The 16,993-nt window shown below is 63.1% G+C and carries 19 protein-coding genes and 1 tRNA gene; 12 read left to right on the plus strand and 8 right to left on the minus strand.

From position 1 onward, the window contains the following. Positions 1 to 12 precede the first annotated feature (12 nt). Both AC4D1W_RS13740 and AC4D1W_RS13745 read right to left on the minus strand, forming a co-directional pair. A complete protein-coding gene (locus tag AC4D1W_RS13740; RefSeq protein ID WP_490891066.1) occupies positions 13 to 1,029 on the minus strand; it encodes a transketolase family protein in 1,017 nt (338 codons plus the stop codon). Then, on the minus strand, positions 1,026 to 1,889 hold the full coding sequence (locus tag AC4D1W_RS13745) for a transketolase (RefSeq protein WP_490899104.1): 864 nt from the start codon (positions 1,887 to 1,889) through the stop codon (positions 1,026 to 1,028). Before AC4D1W_RS13745 ends, AC4D1W_RS13740 begins: the two co-directional genes overlap by 4 nt. Positions 1,890 to 2,132: 243 nt before the next feature. Here AC4D1W_RS13745 and AC4D1W_RS13750 point away from each other — a divergent pair, with 243 nt between their 5' ends. Continuing rightward, positions 2,133 to 2,696, plus strand: a complete 564-nt coding sequence (locus AC4D1W_RS13750) for a cysteine hydrolase family protein (RefSeq protein ID WP_490899105.1) — start codon at positions 2,133 to 2,135, stop codon at positions 2,694 to 2,696. Between the two features lie 42 nt (positions 2,697 to 2,738). Here AC4D1W_RS13750 and AC4D1W_RS13755 read toward each other — a convergent pair whose 3' ends face one another. Next, positions 2,739 to 2,945 carry a hypothetical protein gene (locus AC4D1W_RS13755; RefSeq protein ID WP_490899106.1) on the minus strand — a complete coding sequence of 69 codons (207 nt, stop codon included), beginning with the start codon at positions 2,943 to 2,945 and terminating at the stop codon, positions 2,739 to 2,741. Between the two features lie 120 nt (positions 2,946 to 3,065). Then, positions 3,066 to 3,863, minus strand: a complete 798-nt coding sequence (locus AC4D1W_RS13760) for an SDR family oxidoreductase (RefSeq protein WP_490899107.1) — start codon at positions 3,861 to 3,863, stop codon at positions 3,066 to 3,068. Positions 3,864 to 4,065: 202 nt separating this feature from the next. Here AC4D1W_RS13760 and AC4D1W_RS13765 point away from each other — a divergent pair, with 202 nt between their 5' ends. Continuing rightward, positions 4,066 to 4,527, plus strand: coding sequence for a DUF4383 domain-containing protein (locus AC4D1W_RS13765; RefSeq protein WP_490891073.1), 462 nt, complete (start codon positions 4,066 to 4,068; stop codon positions 4,525 to 4,527). An 81-nt stretch (positions 4,528 to 4,608) separates the two neighbouring features. Here AC4D1W_RS13765 and AC4D1W_RS13770 read toward each other — a convergent pair whose 3' ends face one another. Both AC4D1W_RS13770 and AC4D1W_RS13775 read right to left on the minus strand, forming a co-directional pair. Then, complete coding sequence (locus AC4D1W_RS13770) at positions 4,609 to 5,049, minus strand: Hsp20/alpha crystallin family protein (RefSeq protein ID WP_490899108.1); 441 nt, start codon at positions 5,047 to 5,049, stop codon at positions 4,609 to 4,611. Positions 5,050 to 5,223: 174 nt separating this feature from the next. Then, positions 5,224 to 5,297, minus strand: a tRNA-Val gene (locus tag AC4D1W_RS13775). 157 nt (positions 5,298 to 5,454) lie between these two features. On the opposite strand from AC4D1W_RS13775, the gene AC4D1W_RS13780 reads away from it, so the two are divergent. From AC4D1W_RS13780 to AC4D1W_RS13790, 3 genes are all read left to right on the plus strand, one after another. Then, the gene (locus tag AC4D1W_RS13780) at positions 5,455 to 5,700 is read left to right on the plus strand and encodes a DUF2630 family protein (protein ID WP_490899109.1); all 246 of its coding nucleotides are present in this window, start codon (positions 5,455 to 5,457) and stop codon (positions 5,698 to 5,700) included. 60 nt (positions 5,701 to 5,760) lie between these two features. Further along, entirely contained in the window at positions 5,761 to 6,369 is a 609-nt protein-coding gene (locus AC4D1W_RS13785) for a flavodoxin family protein (protein WP_490899110.1), read from the plus strand. 91 nt (positions 6,370 to 6,460) lie between these two features. Beyond that, positions 6,461 to 7,318 carry a formate/nitrite transporter family protein gene (locus tag AC4D1W_RS13790; protein WP_490891078.1) on the plus strand — a complete coding sequence of 286 codons (858 nt, stop codon included), beginning with the start codon at positions 6,461 to 6,463 and terminating at the stop codon, positions 7,316 to 7,318. Here the strand turns inward: AC4D1W_RS13790 and AC4D1W_RS13795 are convergent, their stop codons facing one another. Then, positions 7,319 to 7,570, minus strand: a complete 252-nt coding sequence (locus AC4D1W_RS13795) for a hypothetical protein (protein ID WP_490891080.1) — start codon at positions 7,568 to 7,570, stop codon at positions 7,319 to 7,321. Beyond that, positions 7,567 to 8,412 carry a non-homologous end joining protein Ku gene (ku, locus tag AC4D1W_RS13800; RefSeq protein ID WP_490899111.1) on the minus strand — a complete coding sequence of 282 codons (846 nt, stop codon included), beginning with the start codon at positions 8,410 to 8,412 and terminating at the stop codon, positions 7,567 to 7,569. The genes AC4D1W_RS13795 and ku overlap by 4 nt, the downstream gene beginning before the upstream one ends. Positions 8,413 to 8,458: 46 nt before the next feature. Here ku and AC4D1W_RS13805 point away from each other — a divergent pair, with 46 nt between their 5' ends. The 7 genes from AC4D1W_RS13805 (at position 8,459) to AC4D1W_RS13835 (ending at position 16,992) form a co-directional block, all read left to right on the plus strand. Then, positions 8,459 to 8,941 (plus strand): SRPBCC domain-containing protein, encoded by a 483-nt coding sequence (locus tag AC4D1W_RS13805; protein ID WP_490891084.1) that lies wholly within the window; start codon positions 8,459 to 8,461, stop codon positions 8,939 to 8,941. A gap of 62 nt (positions 8,942 to 9,003) precedes the next feature. Beyond that, entirely contained in the window at positions 9,004 to 11,454 is a 2,451-nt protein-coding gene (locus AC4D1W_RS13810) for an ATP-dependent DNA ligase (protein ID WP_490899112.1), read from the plus strand. Positions 11,455 to 11,573: 119 nt separating this feature from the next. Continuing rightward, complete coding sequence (locus AC4D1W_RS13815; RefSeq protein WP_490891087.1) at positions 11,574 to 11,774, plus strand: hypothetical protein; 201 nt, start codon at positions 11,574 to 11,576, stop codon at positions 11,772 to 11,774. A gap of 93 nt (positions 11,775 to 11,867) precedes the next feature. Continuing rightward, positions 11,868 to 13,343, plus strand: coding sequence for a flotillin family protein (locus tag AC4D1W_RS13820; protein ID WP_490891089.1), 1,476 nt, complete (start codon positions 11,868 to 11,870; stop codon positions 13,341 to 13,343). A 100-nt stretch (positions 13,344 to 13,443) separates the two neighbouring features. After that, positions 13,444 to 14,220, plus strand: coding sequence for an electron transfer flavoprotein subunit beta/FixA family protein (locus tag AC4D1W_RS13825; RefSeq protein WP_490899113.1), 777 nt, complete (start codon positions 13,444 to 13,446; stop codon positions 14,218 to 14,220). A 9-nt stretch (positions 14,221 to 14,229) separates the two neighbouring features. Next, complete coding sequence (locus AC4D1W_RS13830) at positions 14,230 to 15,216, plus strand: electron transfer flavoprotein subunit alpha/FixB family protein (RefSeq protein WP_490899114.1); 987 nt, start codon at positions 14,230 to 14,232, stop codon at positions 15,214 to 15,216. A 3-nt stretch (positions 15,217 to 15,219) separates the two neighbouring features. Beyond that, positions 15,220 to 16,992, plus strand: coding sequence for a cytochrome b/b6 domain-containing protein (locus tag AC4D1W_RS13835; RefSeq protein WP_490899115.1), 1,773 nt, complete (start codon positions 15,220 to 15,222; stop codon positions 16,990 to 16,992). The last annotated feature ends 1 nt before the right edge of the window (position 16,993 follow it).

The raw sequence follows: 16,993 nt of genomic DNA on the forward strand, positions 1-16,993 counted from the left end.
CTCGAGCGGCTATCAGTCCGCGCGTTCCGTATGCGGGGGGTTCAGTAGCCTCTTGACCCGCTCAACGATCTTCGAGGTGCTGACCCCGTAGCGGTCGTTGAGGGTGGGCAGGGCGCCGGCGTCAAGGAATTCGTCGGGCAACCCAATCGGGGTGACGCGGCGATGAACGCCGTCACGCACCGCAGCGTGTGCCACTGCGTCGAAGAGGCCGCCGATGATTGTGTGGTTCTCACAGGTGAGAACCACTCGGTCCCGAGCCAGCTCGCGCAGAATGGTGGCCTCGTCCAATGGCTTCAGAGTCGGCACGTGCAAGACGGCCACGTCTACTTTGTCGAGCGCCAGCGCCTTTGCTGCTTCCAGCGCACGCTCGGTCATCAGGCCGGTGGAAATGAGCAGCACTTCTGCACCGTCACGGAGCAACTGGGCCTTACCCAGCTGGAACGTGTAGTCGTACTCGTCGAGGACCCTCGGGACCTTGCCGCGCAGAATGCGCATGTACGTCGGGCCCTCGTGTGCAGCCAGCTGGGGGACGGCCTGCTCAATATCGACCGCATCACAGGGATCAACAATGGTCAGGTTGGGCATGCCGCGGAGGATGGCAACGTCTTCCGTGGCTTGGTGGGAAGGACCATAGCCGGTGGTGAGACCGGGCAGCGCGCACACCATATTGACATTCAGGTTTGCCTCGGCGATATCCAGGCAGAGGAAGTCATAGGCGCGGCGTGTGGCAAAGACCGAGTAGGTCGAAACGAAGGGGACGAAGCCTTCCAGCGCCAGGCCTGCTGCGGCTCCGAGCAGTGCCTGCTCGGCCATGCCGATCTGGTAGAAACGATCCGGCATGGCATCGCGCAGGATATGCAGGTCGGTGTACTTGGCCAGATCGGCGGAAAGACCCACGATCCGTTCATCCTGCTCCGCCAATTGGACGAGCGCGTGGCCGAGCGGAGCGGCGGTGACGCGCTGGCCCTCATGGGCGAGGGATGCACTCATTGCATCCGAGGTCAGTCTCTTCTTCTGGGTGGTGCTCATGCTTCGAACGACTCCTTCAGCTGCTGGTGGGCCAGTTTCCATTCATCAGGGGCAACGGACATGAAGTGCAGCTTTTCCCGGTTCTCCAGGAACCGCACGCCCTTGCCGAGCTTGGTGTTCACGATCAGGCAGCGGGGTTGGGCAGCATCTGCGGCGCGCAACTCCTCCAGAGCGGTGAGGACGGCGGAGATGTCGTTGCCGTCAACGCGTCGGGTGATCCAGCCGAAAGCCTTCCATTTGCCGTCGATCGGCTCCATGCCGAGGGTCGATGAGCTCTTTCCATCGGCCTGCTGGTCATTGAAATCGACAATGGCGATGAGGTTGTCCAGCGCGTGGTGTGCGGCTACCGCAGCCGCTTCCCAGGTAGAGCCCTCGTTCAACTCGCCGTCGGACAGGATGTTGTACACAAAGGCCTGGTTCCTTTTTCGCTTGAGGCCGAGCGCCACCCCGTTTGCGATCGTGAGTCCGTGGCCCAGCGATCCACCGGAGATCTCCACGCCGGGCGTGTAGGAAGCCATCGCCGACATGGGCAGTCGCGAGTCGTCGGTTGCGTAGGTTTCTAGTTCCTCGCGCGGGAAAAACTTCGCCTCAGCCAGCGCAGCGTAGAGCGCAATGGCGTAATGGCCGATGGAGAGCAGGCATCGGTCTCTGTCCTCCCACTCAGGGTTGGCAGGATCGAGCTTGAGCTGGTCGGTGTAGAGGACGGCGAGTACGTCGGCCAGATCGAGCGCCTGTCCAATGTAACCCTGCCCCTGCACCTCGGCCTGGATGAGCGCATTGGTTCGGATGCGGTGGGCCGCTTCCTTGATTCGCTGTAGACGCTCCGCGTCAGGCGCGATCTGTTCTGTGGTCGATTCCATGGGTGTTCACCTCGTGTGGATTTCTCCGGTTTCGGCGAAACGCGCTCCTTAGCGGTCACGACCGCCGACGACGGCATTGTGTCAGGACTCACATTAGTCGCTCGACTGTTAACAGTCAACAAATAGGCCGAGGAGGCCCAGTTGTTTGCCCTTGTCTTGTATGCAGCCACCCCGCCGCACGGGTGGAACGTAAGTATGCTGGCTAAATGGTCGCAATGGACCCGCAACAGGGAAGGAAGAGACATGACGGCTGCGCTGCTGATTATCGATATGCAGAAGGCGTTCTTCGAGGATGAAACCCTCGGACGGCAGCAGGATCCGCTGGTCAAGGCATGTAACTCGGCCATCGCGGATGCCCGTGAAGCCGGTATTTCGGTCTATGTAATCCGCACGGAGCATCAGCGGGACAAATCGACGTGGACCCTGAGCATGCTCGACGACGACCAGGGATTCCTTTTCAGCGGCACGGAGCAGGCGGAGCCCGTTGACGGGCTGGACATCGACGGACTTCCGGAATTGGTGAAGACACGGGACAGCGCCTTCTTCGGTACCGATCTACTGCAGCGTCTACGCAATCTCAGCGTGGATACGGTTGTCCTCGCCGGCGTAGCGACACACAACTGCATAGCTCAGACTGCGGCGGATGCGTACGCCAACAACGTACGGGTGGCGTACGCGAAGGAGGCGATCGCCTCCACCAATGAAGAGTATGCGGAGAACGTCCTTGGTGTGCTGATGGACGAATACCGCCAGCGGTCCCTCAATGCAGAAGACGTCCGGAAGCTCTTCGCCGTGGGTCGGGCCTGAGCGGGGGAGCGCCTGGGCACCGGTGCCCTGAGGGTGATGCAGTCAAAACCCGATGCTGTATCCGTCCTCGCGGTGGAAGAGGCGCCGTCCCGCACCGTCGTCAAGACGGACCCAGACTACTGAGGAATCGTCTGCGCGATCGTCCAATACTCCGGTGTATTGGTTGCCGGACTGGTGGCGCAAGGTGACCTGCTGGCCACGCTTCAAAGCGGAAAAGTCGGTCAGGGACTGGTGCTGCGAAGTGGTCATGGAAGAGCCTCTCTGAAGTGTGACTGACGCCACACTATTGGGCCTTCCTGAATGTTTGGTGAATGGAGTCTGGACAGAAACTAGGCAAACAAGCAAAAAACTAGTGACAGCAAAACGACCTCAGCCCTTCCGCCACGCGTGGTCGTGAAGATGCGAGCCGGCCTGCGGTCCCATCTGCAGCATCCCGCCGTCAACGGCCCACGACGCGCCGTTGACGTAACTGGCCGCCGGCGTTGCGAGGAAGGCGATCACTGATGCGACTTCAATGGCAGCACCTGGACGGCCGATCGGGATGCCGGGGCGGTCGACCTCTTTCGGGTCCTCATCCTCGGCATCATTCATTGGTGTGGAGATCTCACCAGGGAGGACCGCATTCACGGTCACGCCGAGATGGCTCAGTTCAAGCGCCATGGTACGCACAAGCCCGCCGAGCGCGTGTTTGGAAGCGTCGTATGCAGTGGAGCCGACGCGTGGCTGTTCCTGGTGCACGCTGGTGACGGCGATGATCCGTCCGCCGTTGCCGGCTTCGACCATTCTCTGCGCCGCGCGCTGCATGCAGATGAACGCGCCGTCGAGGTTGACCGTCAGGATGGACCGCCAGGTGTCGAAATCTGTTTCGAGGAAGGGCATCGGCTTGTTCATGCCCGCGTTGTTGACGAAGACGTCGAGCCCGCCGAGCTCTTCTGCGAGGTGATCTACCACAGCTGCCCCCGCCTCGGGGTCGGAGGTGTCCAGCTGAGCGATCACCGCCCGGCGTCCGCGCTGCTCTACTTCCCGCGCGGTTTGCTTCGCCCCCTCTTCTCCGGAATGCCACGTGATGCCGACGTCCATTCCGGCCTCGGCGAGGGCCACCGCAGTCGCCCGTCCAATACCCGAGTTGGATCCCGTCACTATTGCAGTCTTTGGTGAGAAGGTCATGCATCATCCTCCCCAGGGTCCGGCAGGCACCGCAAGGGTCGATAACCAGACAAAGGGTTATCGAAAAGTTAACTAAGCATGCTTTCTATTTCCACTTCATTGTGTCAGTCTGGCATTACCAGTGGCGGGAAGTGCTGTTCATCATCTCGCAAAATCAAACGCCGACCCCCCGTCACGCCGGCAACTTAGAGGGGATAAAGCAATGGCATCCACACACTCATCGGACCCGGGAGTTACAACCCGAAGCAACATCCAGAAAGCCGCGCTCGCAGTCGGAATAGTCTTCCTGCTTATCGGTATCCTCGGATTCATTCCGGGCATCACCAGCAACTACGATCAGTTTTCCATTGCGGGTCCTGGCTCGGAAGCGTTCCTGCTCGGGATCTTCCAGGTCTCCGTCCTGCACAATATCGTTCACCTCCTGTTCGGCGTAGCTGGTGTGGTAATGGCGAAATCGGCGACCGGCGCCTATAACTTCCTCCTGTGGGGAGGCGTTATCTATGCCGTTCTGTTCATCTATGGGCTGATTGTCCCGCATGACTCAGATGCCAACTTTGTCCCCTTCAACGCAGGGGACAACATCCTGCACCTGGTCCTCGCTATCGCCATGATTGCTCTCGCGCTTGCGCTGCGGGACAAGCACCGCACGGTTCGAGGCCGGTAACCTTCCAGAGGAAAAAGAACGACGACGACGGGTCGCAGCCCGTCGTCGTCATTCTTTTTGCTGTGGTTCGGTGAAGGCGGATTAGGCTTCCACAGCCTTGTCGCCCCGTACCGACTGGGCGTCCTCGCCTGAGACCACCTCGATCTTGCGGGGCTTCGCGCGCTCGCTGACCGGGATGGTGACGCTGAGGACACCGTTCTCATACCGTGCGGAGATGGCGTCAATGTCGATACCCTGACCAAGGTTCAGCTGCCGGAGGAAGGATCCGCTGTCACGTTCGCGGGTGAGCCACTTGACCCCCTCAACGTTGCGCAGCGTGCGCTCGGCGCGGATGGTGAGCAGCTGCCCGTCGACGTCAATATCAACTGACCCCGGGTCAATGCCGGGAAGGTCAGCGCTGAGGATGTAGTGGTCGCCCTCGCGGTAGAGGTCCATCGGCATCAGGCGCAGGCCCTGGCGGGTATCCAGAAGTGCGCCGGCCACGCGGTCCAGTTCGCGAAATGGGTCGAATTTCATAGCCATGATGGTTCACTCCCTGAGGATATCTAGTGTGCTGGGGGTTGAGCCTTGTTCGCTCAACCTGTAGGTAGATTAGCACTCCGCCACATGGAGTGCTAACTCCTTTTTGTTCGCTCATAACGAACGCAAGCCCCCGAAAAAACCCGTCCCGCGGGTGGCGGGACGGGCTACGAACCGTGCCTGCGCGGGGCCTCGATCCCCGGGCCTTCCGCGTGTGAAGCGGATGCTCTACCAGACTGAGCTACACAGGCAAATAGTTCCCAGTCAGTTTAGGGCATCGATGGAGTGATCACGCAAACGCCCCTTTCGGTGGATATTCGGGCGGACACTAAGTACCCTGTCTATCCCGGCCTGTCTCGGGACATCCCAGCGGGCGAGCACTTCTCGAAGCCAGCGAAGGAGTTTGTCATGAATGATCAGGACATTTTGGCGCGTATTCAGTCCCTTGTCGATGAGGAGCACGGACTGCGCGATTCCTCCCCCGATGAGAGTGACTCCGCCGAAGACCGGCGGGTCCGCCTGCGGCGGGTCGAGGAGGAACTCGATCAGTGCTGGGATCTGCTCCGCCAGAGGCGGGCAAAGCAGGATGCGGGGGAGAGTCCCCAGGAGGCAGAGGCCCGGCCGATCGACCAGGTGGAGGGGTACCGCCAGTAAGCTGTCCCGTCCACGACGGGAACGGCGACGAAGATCGTGTACAGAGTGGAAGGAACCCCCATGGAAAACCTGAAAGCATTTGCGCTGATCTGCACGCTCAGCCCCTCACCCGCTGAATCGAGCTCTGACCTTATGGCCAGCCGCATTCTCAGCAAGCTGGAGGAGCAGGGTGTAACGACGTCGTCGGTCCGGGTCGTGGACTACAACGTGGCTCCCGGCGTGGAAATCGACATGGGTGAGGGGGACCAGTGGCCGCAGCTCCGGCGGCAGATCCTGGACGCGGACATTTTCCTCCTCGCCGCTCCAATCTGGGTGGGCCACATGAGCAGCATTGGGCAGCGCGTGTTTGAGCGGCTGGATGCGGATCTGTCCTCCACCGATGATGACGGCAGGCCTATCATGTACAACAGGGTGGCACTCACCGCCGTCGTCGGGAACGAGGACGGCGCCCACCACGTCACCGCGGAGATGCATCAGGGTTTGAACGACATCGGCTTCACGGTTCCTGCCCAGGGCGGCGTGTACTGGGTGGGAGAGGCGATGCAGACGGTGGATTTCAAGGACCTCGACCAGGTGCCTGATCCGGTTGCCTCGACCATTTCCGCTATGACTGCCAACGCGGTTCACCTCGCGAAGTCGTTGAAATCGGCGCCCTACCCTGCGCCGTAGCATCGAGTTGGCAGGCAAGGCGGTGAAGAGCCCCCAGGAGGGTTAAGTCCTGCCCGATCGCGAATACTTCAACGGAAAATAGGCGAGGCGCTTGGAGAATCACCAGAACGACCGCGACGCGCGACGGCGGGAACTCGGCAACACACCCGGCCCGGTCGAGGATGAGATCGAGGAGTCGTTCGACCGAACCGTCGACGAAGGTGCCCAGCGCCTGCACCGCACTTTCCCCGATGTCCTCATCACAGGGCTGTTCGGTGGTTTTGAAATAGGCATCGGCGTCATGGCCTACCTGGCGGTACTCCATCAGACGGATAGTCATCTGCTGGCTGGAGTCGCATTCAGCGCCGGTCTGATAGCGCTTCTCCTCGCGAAAAGTGAGCTCTTCACTGAGGGTTTCCTCGTCCCGATTGCTGCCGTCACTGCCAAGCAAGCCACTATTGGCCAACTCGGCAAACTGTGGGCTGGCACATTGTTCGCTAACCTCGCGGGCGGCTGGCTCTTCATGGCGTTGGTGATGACAGCCTTCCCGCAGTGGACCCCGACCGTCGTCACTGCGGCCGAACACTACGTCGGCGCCGGCTTCAGCTGGCAGACAGTGTGCCTGGCCGTGCTTGGCGGCAGCACCATCACGCTCATGACGCGGATGCAGCACGGGACCGAGGCGATGAGCGGCAAGCTGGCCGCCGCCGTCGTCGGAGGCTTCCTGCTGTCAGGGTTGCAACTCTTCCACTCGATCCTCGACTCGCTGCTGATCTTCGGCGCCATTCAGACCGGTGCCGATATCAGTTACCAGGACTGGCTGGGCTGGTTCAGTTACACCGTGGTGTTCAACGTCGTCGGGGGCATCCTGCTGGTCACAGCGCTCCGGCTGGTACGGGACCGAAAACTCCTGGAGAAGGAACGCGAAGAAGCGCCCGAAGACCCACTGGTCGGGGGCCAGGCGTCCTGACTAACGATTACGGGCCAGCCAGCCCAAGGTCAGGCTGCCCATGGTCCGGCGGAAGCCGCTCTCTCCCTGCGTCACTTCCAGCGCCGCCCAGAGCATTAGGCACCCCTTACTGGCTGCCGAGAGCGCCTGCCGGTTCTTTTCCTCAAGCGCCATCATGGATGCCGCGCCCAGGAGCGCCCATCCAATGATGGGAGCGTTGGGCGGGCGCACCACTGTCTGCTGCCCCAGATCATTCCGTATGAATCCCATCATGCGCCTTTCTTTGATGCTGCTTTCGATGTTTTCTTAGTACCCGCCGCGGTCTTCTTTTCGCGGTTCTTCTCGACGCTGCGGCGGAGTGCTTCCATGAGGTCGAGCACGTTCCCTGACCCGTCGCCCTCTTCACCTTCCCCGAACGTTTCCTCGGTATCGAGAGCTTCGCCCTTTTCGAGCTTCGCCTCGATCAGGGTACGCAGCTGTTCCTGGTACTCGTCCTTGAAATTCTCGGGATCGAAGTCGGAGGAGAACGACTCGACCAGGGCCGCGGACATTTCCTTCTCCTTGGAGGAGATACGCACCTTCTCGTCGAGGGACGGGAAGGTGGCCTCCCGTACCTCGTCCTGCCAGAGGAGCGTCTGAATCATCAGTACGTCACCGCGCACGCGCAGCGCCGCGAGCCGTGACTTCTGTCGGAGAGAGAACTGCACGATCGCAGTCCGGTCAGTTTCTTCCAGCGTGCGCCGGAGCAGGACGTACGCCTTCGTCGATTTTGAATCGGGCTCAAGGTAGTAGGCGCGGTCGAGCATGATCGGGTCGATCTGGTCGCTGGGAACGAACTCGACCACCTCGATCTCGCGGCTCTTTTCCACGGGGAGCGACGCAAGGTCTTCGCTGGTGAGGACGACGGTGCGCTCGCCGTCGTCGTACGCCTTGTCGATGTTCTTGTACTCGACGATTTCTCCGCAGATTTCGCATCGGCGCTGGTAGCGGATTCGGCCGCCGTCCTTGTCATGGACCTGATGGAGGCTGATGTCATGGTCCTCCGTGGCGCTGTAAACCTTCACAGGGACGTTGACCAGCCCAAACGCTACTGCGCCTTTCCAGATCGCTCTCATGTTCCTAGTGAACCAGTGTTGCCCGTGCCGGTCTACGATTGCTTAGGTGAACTCCGAACCGATGGTTACCAAGACGCTTGCCGATGGAGAACCCGCCCTCTGGTTCGAAATGCGCTTCAACGCACCGGCCAGGGTGCTCTGGAAGCACCTCACCGAGCCCGAGAAACTCAAGTACTGGTTCCCGTGCCAGCTGGATATCCTGCCGCGGCCGGGTGCCGTGGTCACCTTCAAATTCCCCGGCCAGAAGGCCATGGAGGGCACCGTCCTGGAGGCGGAAAAGCCCCGGTTGCTCGCCTACACCTGGGATGAGGAAGTCCTGCGCTGGGAAATTGAGGACGACGACGACGGCGGCAGCCTCCTCACGCTCACCAACACCATTCAGGAGGGCCAGGACATCGCCCGGTCGGCGGCAGGCTGGCACCTGACGTTGATGGGCCTGGACGATTACCTGAATGAACGCTCCCTCGGGCAGGACCCTGCGCTGTGGGATCAGTACGTGGCCCGGTACGAGGAGCAGTTCGGCGACTGACCGGGCGGTTGTGCCCGCTGCCGCCACTGGCGAAAACGGCGCATCCCTACAAGACTGGGGAAATGGCCACCGGCAACGCGCAGCAGACGGTTACCGTCGATGGGCGCCGCCTGAAGCTGACCAGCCTGGACCGGGTGATGTATCCCGAAACCGGCACCACGAAGGCCGACGTCCTGGCCTATTACGCCGCCGTCGCTGATTGCCTTATTCCTCACGCCCGTAACCGCCCGGTGACCCGCAAGCGGTGGGTCAACGGCGTTGGAACCGAGGACAAGCCGGGGGAAGTGTTCTTCCAGAAGAACCTGGACAAGTCGGCGCCGTCGTGGGTGGAGCGGCGCGGTATTGAGCACAGTGACCACACCAACGTGTATCCGATGCTCAACAATCTGGCGACGCTGACGTGGCTGGGACAGATTTCCGCCCTCGAAATCCACGTCCCGCAGTGGCAGTTCGGGCCCAACGGCGAAATTAACAACCCGGACCGGATGGTGCTGGACCTGGATCCTGGCCCGGGCGCTTCGCTTCTTGAATGCGCGGAGGCGGCGCGGCTGGCCCGGGAGATCCTCAACGACATGGGCCTGGATCCCCGGCCGGTTACCAGTGGGTCGAAGGGTATCCACCTATACGCCGCGCTCGACCGTAAGCAGACCTCGGATCAGGTATCCGCCGTCGCGAAGGAACTGGCGCGGGTCCTTGAAGCTGACCATCCGGATCTGGTGGTCAGCGACATGAAGAAGTCGCTGCGCGGTGGAAAGGTGCTGCTGGACTGGAGCCAGAACAACCGCAACAAGACCACGATCACGCCCTACTCCCTCCGTGGGAAGGTGCGCCCGATGGTGGCGGCGCCGCGGACCTGGGAGGAACTCGACGATCCTGATCTTGCCCACGTCGACTTCGAGCAGGTCGTTGAGCGCATCCGGGAGTACGGGGACCTGCTGGCCGACATGTATCCCGGACAGGCCGACGGGGCGGCTGTTGCCTTGGGCTCACACGACGACGGCGGCCCGGACCGGCTGCACACGTACCGTTCCATGCGGGACGCCTCCAAGACGCCCGAGCCTGTCCCGGACAAGGTGGGGGAGTCCGGCGGCAACACTTTCGTCATCCAGGAACACCACGCGCGGCGCCTGCACTACGACTTCCGGCTGGAGCGCGACGGCGTCCTGGTCTCCTGGGCCATCCCGAAAGGGCCGCCGACCTCCACCGGTGAGAATCACCTCGCCGTCCAGACCGAGGACCACCCGCTGGACTACGCGTCCTTCGAAGGCACCATCCCCAAAGGTGAGTACGGCGGCGGCGAGGTCCACATCTGGGACTCCGGCACCTATGAAGCCGAGAAATGGCGGCCCGGCAAGGAAGTCATCTGCACCCTGCACGGCCGCGAGGATGGCGGCCTTGCCAAGGGCGGCAACGCTGTGCGCAGGTACGCCCTCATTCACACCGGCGGCTCCACCGACTCCGCCGAGAAGAACTGGCTGATCCACCTCATGAAGGAACAGCCCGGTCAGGCGTCACCACCGGCGTTCACGCCCCGGCCGGCAGAGGACCTGCCTCAGCTGAAGCCCATGTTGGCGACCACGGGGTCTCCGGGGCTGCTGCGTTCCGAGGACGACTGGGCCTTCGAGATGAAGTGGGACGGTATCCGGGCCCTCGCGACCGTCACGCCGGACGGAACCCGGCTCCTGAGCCGGAACGGCAACGACCTGACCAACGCCTACCCTGAACTGGCCGACCTAGGCAGCTACGTCAACGGAGAACAGGCAGTGCTCGACGGCGAAATCGTCGCCATCAACAAAGCCGGCAGGCCCGATTTCGGGATGCTCCAGGGGCGCATGAACCTGACCAAGAAGTCGGACATCGATGCGGCACGGAAGCGGACGCCGGTTCACTTCCTGCTTTTCGACCTGCTGCACCTCGACGGCAACTCGCTGCTTGACCTCGGGTACTCCCAACGCCGCGAAGTCCTCGAACAGGCAGTCGACGCACTCGGGGACGGCCACATCCAGGTACCGCCTGCCCTGGATGCGACCCTGGACGAAGCCATTGACGCGAGCAAGGAACTTGGCCTTGAAGGGATCATGGCCAAGCGGGTGAACAGTCCCTACTCGCCGGGCCGCCGCTCCGAATCGTGGGTCAAGATCAAGCACTCACTGACCCAGGAGGTCGTCGTCGTAGGTTGGCGGCCGGGCAAGGGCAGCCGTGCGCACAAGGTCGGTTCACTGCTGGTGGCGATCCCCGACGGTGTGGAGCTGAAGTACATCGGGCGGGTCGGCTCCGGCCTGACGGAGCGGGAACTGGCCGAGATCGGTTCGCGGCTGAAAAAGATGGGCCGCAAGACTCCACCACTCGATGACGTTCCGGCGCCTGACGCGTCGGATGCCCGGTGGGTACGCCCGGCGCTCGTAGGCGAGGTCCAGTTCAGCGAACGCACACAGGGCGGCAAGCTGCGCCACCCGGTATGGCGGGGGTGGCGACCGGACAAGCGACCGTCCGACGTCGTTGTCGAAATCTGAACACGCGGGACGCAGGCAAGGACATCGGCGTCGTGACCGATTGGCAGCTCGCACCACCCGACGTCTAAATTCGTTGCAGGATACACAGTCCTAAGACCGCGCAGGTACGAATAAGGGTCATGAGCATCAACCAGGCAACACAGAGCACTTCGGCGGAGGAGTCCATTACTCTGGCCGCCGCGCGCCGCGCCGTTGCCGAGGCGCTCTTCGACCTTGAGCAGGCATGGCGGAACCCTCGGCCCGACGCCGTGGTGGCAGCCGCCCGACGGCATCTCGCTGCTGTGGAAAGCTGGGCTGACGCCCGGCGCGAAGGCGCCTGAGAAACCGGGGCGACGACGGCGCACGAGGCTCCCTTTCCCCATCGTGTAGCGTCGGTGTCGGCGAGTAACCGCCGTCACTAGTCAGTCTCATAAATGGGGGAAATTGTGGACATTGGTCTGTTAATCACGCTTGGGGTGATTGCCGGCGTCGTTGTTGTTCTTGCTCTGATCGCCGTCATCGTCGCCCGTATGGCCCTGCGGATCGCGAGCCCGTCGGAAGCGCTCATCATCACCGGGAAGGGTGCCCAGGAAAGTCAGCGGGTGGTCTTCGGGCGAACCTTCATCAACCCGTTCACGCAACGGGCGTTCTCCATCTCGCTGGCCTCCCGGCAGGTCACCCTCCAGATCGAGGGCATTTCCAAAAACGGCATCAAGCTCCACCTGACCGGCGTGGCCCAGATCAAGGTCGGCGGCGACGAAGAAGCCGTCCGCCGCGCGGCCCAGCGCTTCCTCAACCAGCAGGAGCAGATCGACCACTACACGCAGGAAACGTTGTCCGGTTCACTGCGCTCGATCGTGGGCACGCTCTCCGTCGACTCCATCATCAAGGACCGTGCTTCCTTCGCCAAGAGCGTGAAGGAAGAGGCGGAGCACTCGATGCACAATCAGGGCCTGGTCATCGACACGTTCCAGATCCAGTCCGTGAATGACGATTCCAGCTACCTGACGAATCTCGGACGTCCCGAGGCCGCCCTGGCCGAAAAGCTGGCCAAAATCGCCGAGGCCAACGCCGCACAGGAAGCCGCAGAAGCTGCCGCGATCGCCGACGAGCAGGTAGCGCTGGCCGAACAGCGCCTTGCTATCCGCCGCGCCGAGCTGAAGGAAGTCGCCGACGCACGCCAGGCGCAGGCCGACGCTGCGGGCCCCCTTGCCGCTGCCGAGCAGAAGGAGGCGATCCTGCTCAAGGAGCAGCAGGTGACCTCCCGCCAGGCGGAACTGCGCGAGCGGGAACTCGACATCGAGATCCGCAAGCCCGCCGACGCCGAAAAGTACCGTGTGGAACAGGAAGCGGCCGGTAAACTCGAGCAGCGCAAACGCCAGTCGGAGGCAGACCAGGTTGAAGCCGAGGTCCTGCTGACCAAGCGCCGGCTGACCGCAGAGGGCGACAGGGTCGCCGCCGAAGCCGAGGCCGCCGCCAGCACCGCCCGGGGTAACGCTGCCGCAGCGGTCACCCGTGCCAACGGTGCAGCCGAGGCAGAGGTCATCCAGGTCCGGGGTGTCGCCGAGGCCGACGTCGTTCGTCAGAAGGGCATCGCCGAAGCGCAGGGTATCGAGGCCCAGGCCCGCGCCTACGAGCAGTTCAACGACGCCGCCGTCCTCAACAAGGTCATGGAGATGCTGCCGTTGGTGGCGCGCGAAATTGCCGCACCGATGTCCTCGATCGACAACATGACGGTCATCTCCACAGACGGCGCCAGCCAGCTCAGCAAGAACGTCAGCGGCGGTTTGCAGCAGACCCTCCAGTTGTTGAAGGACACCACCGGGCTCGACGCTGTCGGGATGCTGCGCAACTGGGGAAGCGACGGCACGAAGCCTTCACCTGCTGCGCCCTCGGAAACCCACGCCTAGCCGGTCTCGCGGTATCCTCTGTGCAGACGGTTTCGGTTAACGCTCCTTCACTTAAGTGGTCGAGGTGCTGCGGGAATGCGTCAGACACTTAGGAGGGTCAATGAAGATCGTCGTTCTCATGAAAGAGGTGCCGGACACCTACGGGGAACGGAAGCTGCATCTCGAGACGGGACTCGCTGAGCGGGGCGCCAGCGAGACCGTCCTCGACGAGATTGGTGAGCGCGCACTCGAGTTGGCACTGTCGCAGACGGGCTCGATCGACAACGTGGAAATTACCGTCGTCTCCATGGCTCCTGAAACAGCAACGTCAACGCTGCGCAAGGCTTTGGCGATGGGCGCGGACAAGCTGGTCCACATCGCCGATGAGAAACTCGTGGGTGCCGACCTGGGCCTCACTGCCGAGGTGCTTGCAGCGGCGATTCGCCGTACCGGGTTCGATCTTGTGATCGCCGGAAACCTGTCCACTGACGGTTACGGCGGGGTGCTCCCGGCAATGATCGCCGAACTGCTCGGCGTACCGCATGCGAGCACCCTGGCCACGATGGAACTATCGGCTGATGCCGCACGCGGAACACGGGAGACGGACGGCGGGATCATGACAGTCTCGGCTCCTCTGCCGGCGGTCATCTCGATTACGGAGCGTTTCCCCACCGGGCGGTTCCCCAACTTCAAGGGCATCATGGCGGCGAAGAAGAAGCCGGTCGAGACCCTGACGGCCTCCGACCTCGACATCGATCCGGAAGCCCTGGACACTCCCCGGTCCATCATGCTTGCAGTCTCCGAACGGCCCGCCCGATCAGCCGGAACAAAGATCATCGACGAGGGCGACGGCGGGGAGAAGCTCGCCGAGTTCCTGATTCAGAACCGACTCGCCTAAGGAACAACCATGACCACATTCCCTGACAACTCAATTCTCGTCCTCCTCGAAACGACGCCCTCGGGAGAGCTGGCCAGGAGCGCGGCGGGACTGCTCGGTGCAGCCGCTCAGGTCGGCACGCCGGTTGTGCTTCTTGTGACCGGGGCCGGCAAGGGAGCTGAGGCGGGACAGGCTGCGGGCTCCCTCGGGGCACAGTATGTGCTGGTAGCAGAGCCTGAAGCAGCGTCCTCCTTGCTTGCAGTGCCCACGGTCGATGCACTGGCCGCCGCCGCGGATCTCGTTCGGCCGGACGCCATCCTGATCTCCAACTCCATCGACGGGCGTGACGTAGCTGGACGATTCACCGCTCGCACGCGTTCCGCGCTCGCCGTGGACGCTGTAGGGGTTGCGCGTGACGAAGAGGGCATCGTAGCCCGCCATTCTGTGTACGGGGGCGCCTACAACGTCGACAGCGCGCCCACCTTCGGTGCGCCGGTGATCACCATCCGCGAAGGTGCAGTCGATGCCCGAGCGGAGGCTGCAAGCCCCGCAGTCGAGTCGCTTGACGTCCCGCCGTCCGGAGCTGCCGCAGCCTCGATCGAGTCGTTTGAGGAGCGGACGATGACGTCCACCCGCCCGGAACTGCGCGGCGCCGCCAGAGTGGTGGCGGGCGGTCGCGGGCTCACCTCCAAGGAGCAGTTCGCCCTCGTTGAGCAGCTGGCCGATGTCCTGGGCGCAGCCGTCGGTGCTTCCCGTGCTGCGGTCGACGCCGGGTACGTGCCGAACAGCTACCAGATCGGGCAGACCGGCGTCTCGATCTCCCCGGAACTGTACGTGGGCCTCGGTATCTCGGGCGCCATCCAGCACCGGGCGGGCATGCAGACGGCAAAGACCATCGTCGCCATCAACAAGGACCCGAACGCGCCGATCTTCGAAATCGCTGACTTCGGTGTCGTCGGAGACGTCTTTGAGGTCGTGCCGCAGCTGATCAAGTCGCTCTCGGCGCGGAAGGAGTAGGGCATGGCGACGCACGGTCGCACAATGCGCCGGGGATTGCCCCGGCAGAGCGGCGGGGAACCGTGGCCTCCTGCGGATGCCATGCCCGCCGAGCTGCACGACAGCGTCACCCGGGATCCCGCTGCCGATCCGGCCACTGTTGCTGGCAACGGTAACGGCGCCGGCGCGGACACAACGACGGCGGATTCTGTCCCCACCGCGCCGTCCTCCCGCCCTTCTCCGGATGAAACCCCGTCGGCGGCATTCACGACGGAAGGAACGACGGCGGCGCCTCCTGAGGAGGTCACGGCGTCAGCGGCACCGACGGCGGCCCGTACGGTTCGCCGCGGTCTTCCCCGGGTTCCCGGAGGCGAGCCATGGCCCCCCGCCGGCCGTCTGCGTGCGACCCTTCCGCCAGCGTCGGCTGGGGACCCCGTTCCCCAGGCCAAGAGTGCACCTGCTCCGGCAGCCGAGCCCGTCGATCGCCCCGAGGTACCTGCCGCTGCTGCATCCACGACTGAACCGACACCAGCATCCGACTCCTCCAGCGCTGCTCCTGCCGCAGCAAGGGTAGGGGCGGGCTCCACGCGGCTGCTGCGTCGCGGACTGCCCCGCGTCCCGGGTGGCGAAGCCTGGCCGGCGGAGGCGGCTGTCGTCGTCGAACCGGCACCCGAATCCGCAGGACCCGCTCCCGCTGCCGCGGCAAGCGTGCCGGCGGGCCCCACGGGGAGCGCCGCATCAACTGAACCGGCGCCTGCTGTATCCGCTCCAACCGAACCTGTGCGTGCTGAACCCGAGGCGGTCGAACCCACGCCAATCGAACCCGCCCCTGCAGCAACCCAAGCCCAGCCGGCACCGAAACCGCCGGTCCGCGATGACCGGACTAAAGTCGCGCGGTCGCGCCGTGCGCCGAGCTGCACAGCCAAACTGCTTCTCGGAGCAGGAGGACTCCTGGTGGTTGCGCTGGCGGCGGTGTTCTTTACCCGGTGGCTCGTCACTCTCGGCTTCATACAGGACTTCCTGGCGACGTATCCAGGTGAAACGCCCCTGCCTGTCGGCACTGAGCCCGGTTTCCCGGCGTGGGTGCAGTGGCAGCACTTCTTCAACTTCTTCCTGATTGTCCTCATCATCCGATCCGGCCTGCAGGTCCGCAGGGAAACACGGCCGCCGGGATACTGGACGCCGAAGTGGTCCAAGGGCGGCGATGGAAAGATCAGCATCAATCTCTGGTTCCATCAGGCGCTCGACATCCTGTGGCTCCTGAATGGGCTGATATTCGTGGTGCTGCTGTTTATTACCGGCCACTGGGCGCGGCTGGTGCCCACCACCTGGGAGGTGTTCCCCAACGCCCTATCGGCGTTGATCCAGTACCTTTCGCTGGACTGGCCCACCGAGAACGGCTGGGTGAATTACAACAGCCTCCAGATGCTCGCGTACTTCGTCATCATCTTCGTTGCAGCGCCGCTCGCCGCGATTAGCGGCGTGCGCATGTCAGGCGCCTGGCCGAAGGACGCCAAGACCCTGAACCGGCTCTACCCGGTCGAGTGGGCGAGGGCAATCCATTTCCCAACGATGCTCTTTTTCGTGGCCTTCATCATCGCCCACGTGGCACTGGTATTCGCCACAGGTGCACTACGCAACCTCAACCACATGTATGGCGGACAGGATGCCGTGAACTGGGCAGGTTTCTGGATCTTCTTTGTGTCATTGCTGCTCGTGATCGGTGCCTGGGTCGCAGCCCGACCGGTTGTGCTGGCGCCGATTGCCGGACTGTTCGGGCGGGTCAGCTCGCGCTGAT

The sequence above is a fragment of the Arthrobacter sp. TJ-170 genome (assembly GCF_058269305.1).

Coding starts and splice junctions, on each gene's coding strand:
- AC4D1W_RS13740 (WP_490891066.1), bottom strand. CDS start 1,029: ATGAGCACCACCCAGAAGAAGAGACTGACCTCGGATGCAATGAGTGCA.
- AC4D1W_RS13745 (WP_490899104.1), bottom strand. CDS start 1,889: ATGGAATCGACCACAGAACAGATCGCGCCTGACGCGGAGCGTCTACAG.
- AC4D1W_RS13750 (WP_490899105.1), top strand. CDS start 2,133: ATGACGGCTGCGCTGCTGATTATCGATATGCAGAAGGCGTTCTTCGAG.
- AC4D1W_RS13755 (WP_490899106.1), bottom strand. CDS start 2,945: ATGACCACTTCGCAGCACCAGTCCCTGACCGACTTTTCCGCTTTGAAG.
- AC4D1W_RS13760 (WP_490899107.1), bottom strand. CDS start 3,863: ATGACCTTCTCACCAAAGACTGCAATAGTGACGGGATCCAACTCGGGT.
- AC4D1W_RS13765 (WP_490891073.1), top strand. CDS start 4,066: ATGGCATCCACACACTCATCGGACCCGGGAGTTACAACCCGAAGCAAC.
- AC4D1W_RS13770 (WP_490899108.1), bottom strand. CDS start 5,049: ATGGCTATGAAATTCGACCCATTTCGCGAACTGGACCGCGTGGCCGGC.
- AC4D1W_RS13780 (WP_490899109.1), top strand. CDS start 5,455: ATGAATGATCAGGACATTTTGGCGCGTATTCAGTCCCTTGTCGATGAG.
- AC4D1W_RS13785 (WP_490899110.1), top strand. CDS start 5,761: ATGGAAAACCTGAAAGCATTTGCGCTGATCTGCACGCTCAGCCCCTCA.
- AC4D1W_RS13795 (WP_490891080.1), bottom strand. CDS start 7,570: ATGATGGGATTCATACGGAATGATCTGGGGCAGCAGACAGTGGTGCGC.
- ku (WP_490899111.1), bottom strand. CDS start 8,412: ATGAGAGCGATCTGGAAAGGCGCAGTAGCGTTTGGGCTGGTCAACGTC.
- AC4D1W_RS13810 (WP_490899112.1), top strand. CDS start 9,004: ATGGCCACCGGCAACGCGCAGCAGACGGTTACCGTCGATGGGCGCCGC.
- AC4D1W_RS13815 (WP_490891087.1), top strand. CDS start 11,574: ATGAGCATCAACCAGGCAACACAGAGCACTTCGGCGGAGGAGTCCATT.
- AC4D1W_RS13820 (WP_490891089.1), top strand. CDS start 11,868: ATGGGGGAAATTGTGGACATTGGTCTGTTAATCACGCTTGGGGTGATT.
- AC4D1W_RS13825 (WP_490899113.1), top strand. CDS start 13,444: ATGAAGATCGTCGTTCTCATGAAAGAGGTGCCGGACACCTACGGGGAA.
- AC4D1W_RS13830 (WP_490899114.1), top strand. CDS start 14,230: ATGACCACATTCCCTGACAACTCAATTCTCGTCCTCCTCGAAACGACG.
- AC4D1W_RS13835 (WP_490899115.1), top strand. CDS start 15,220: ATGGCGACGCACGGTCGCACAATGCGCCGGGGATTGCCCCGGCAGAGC.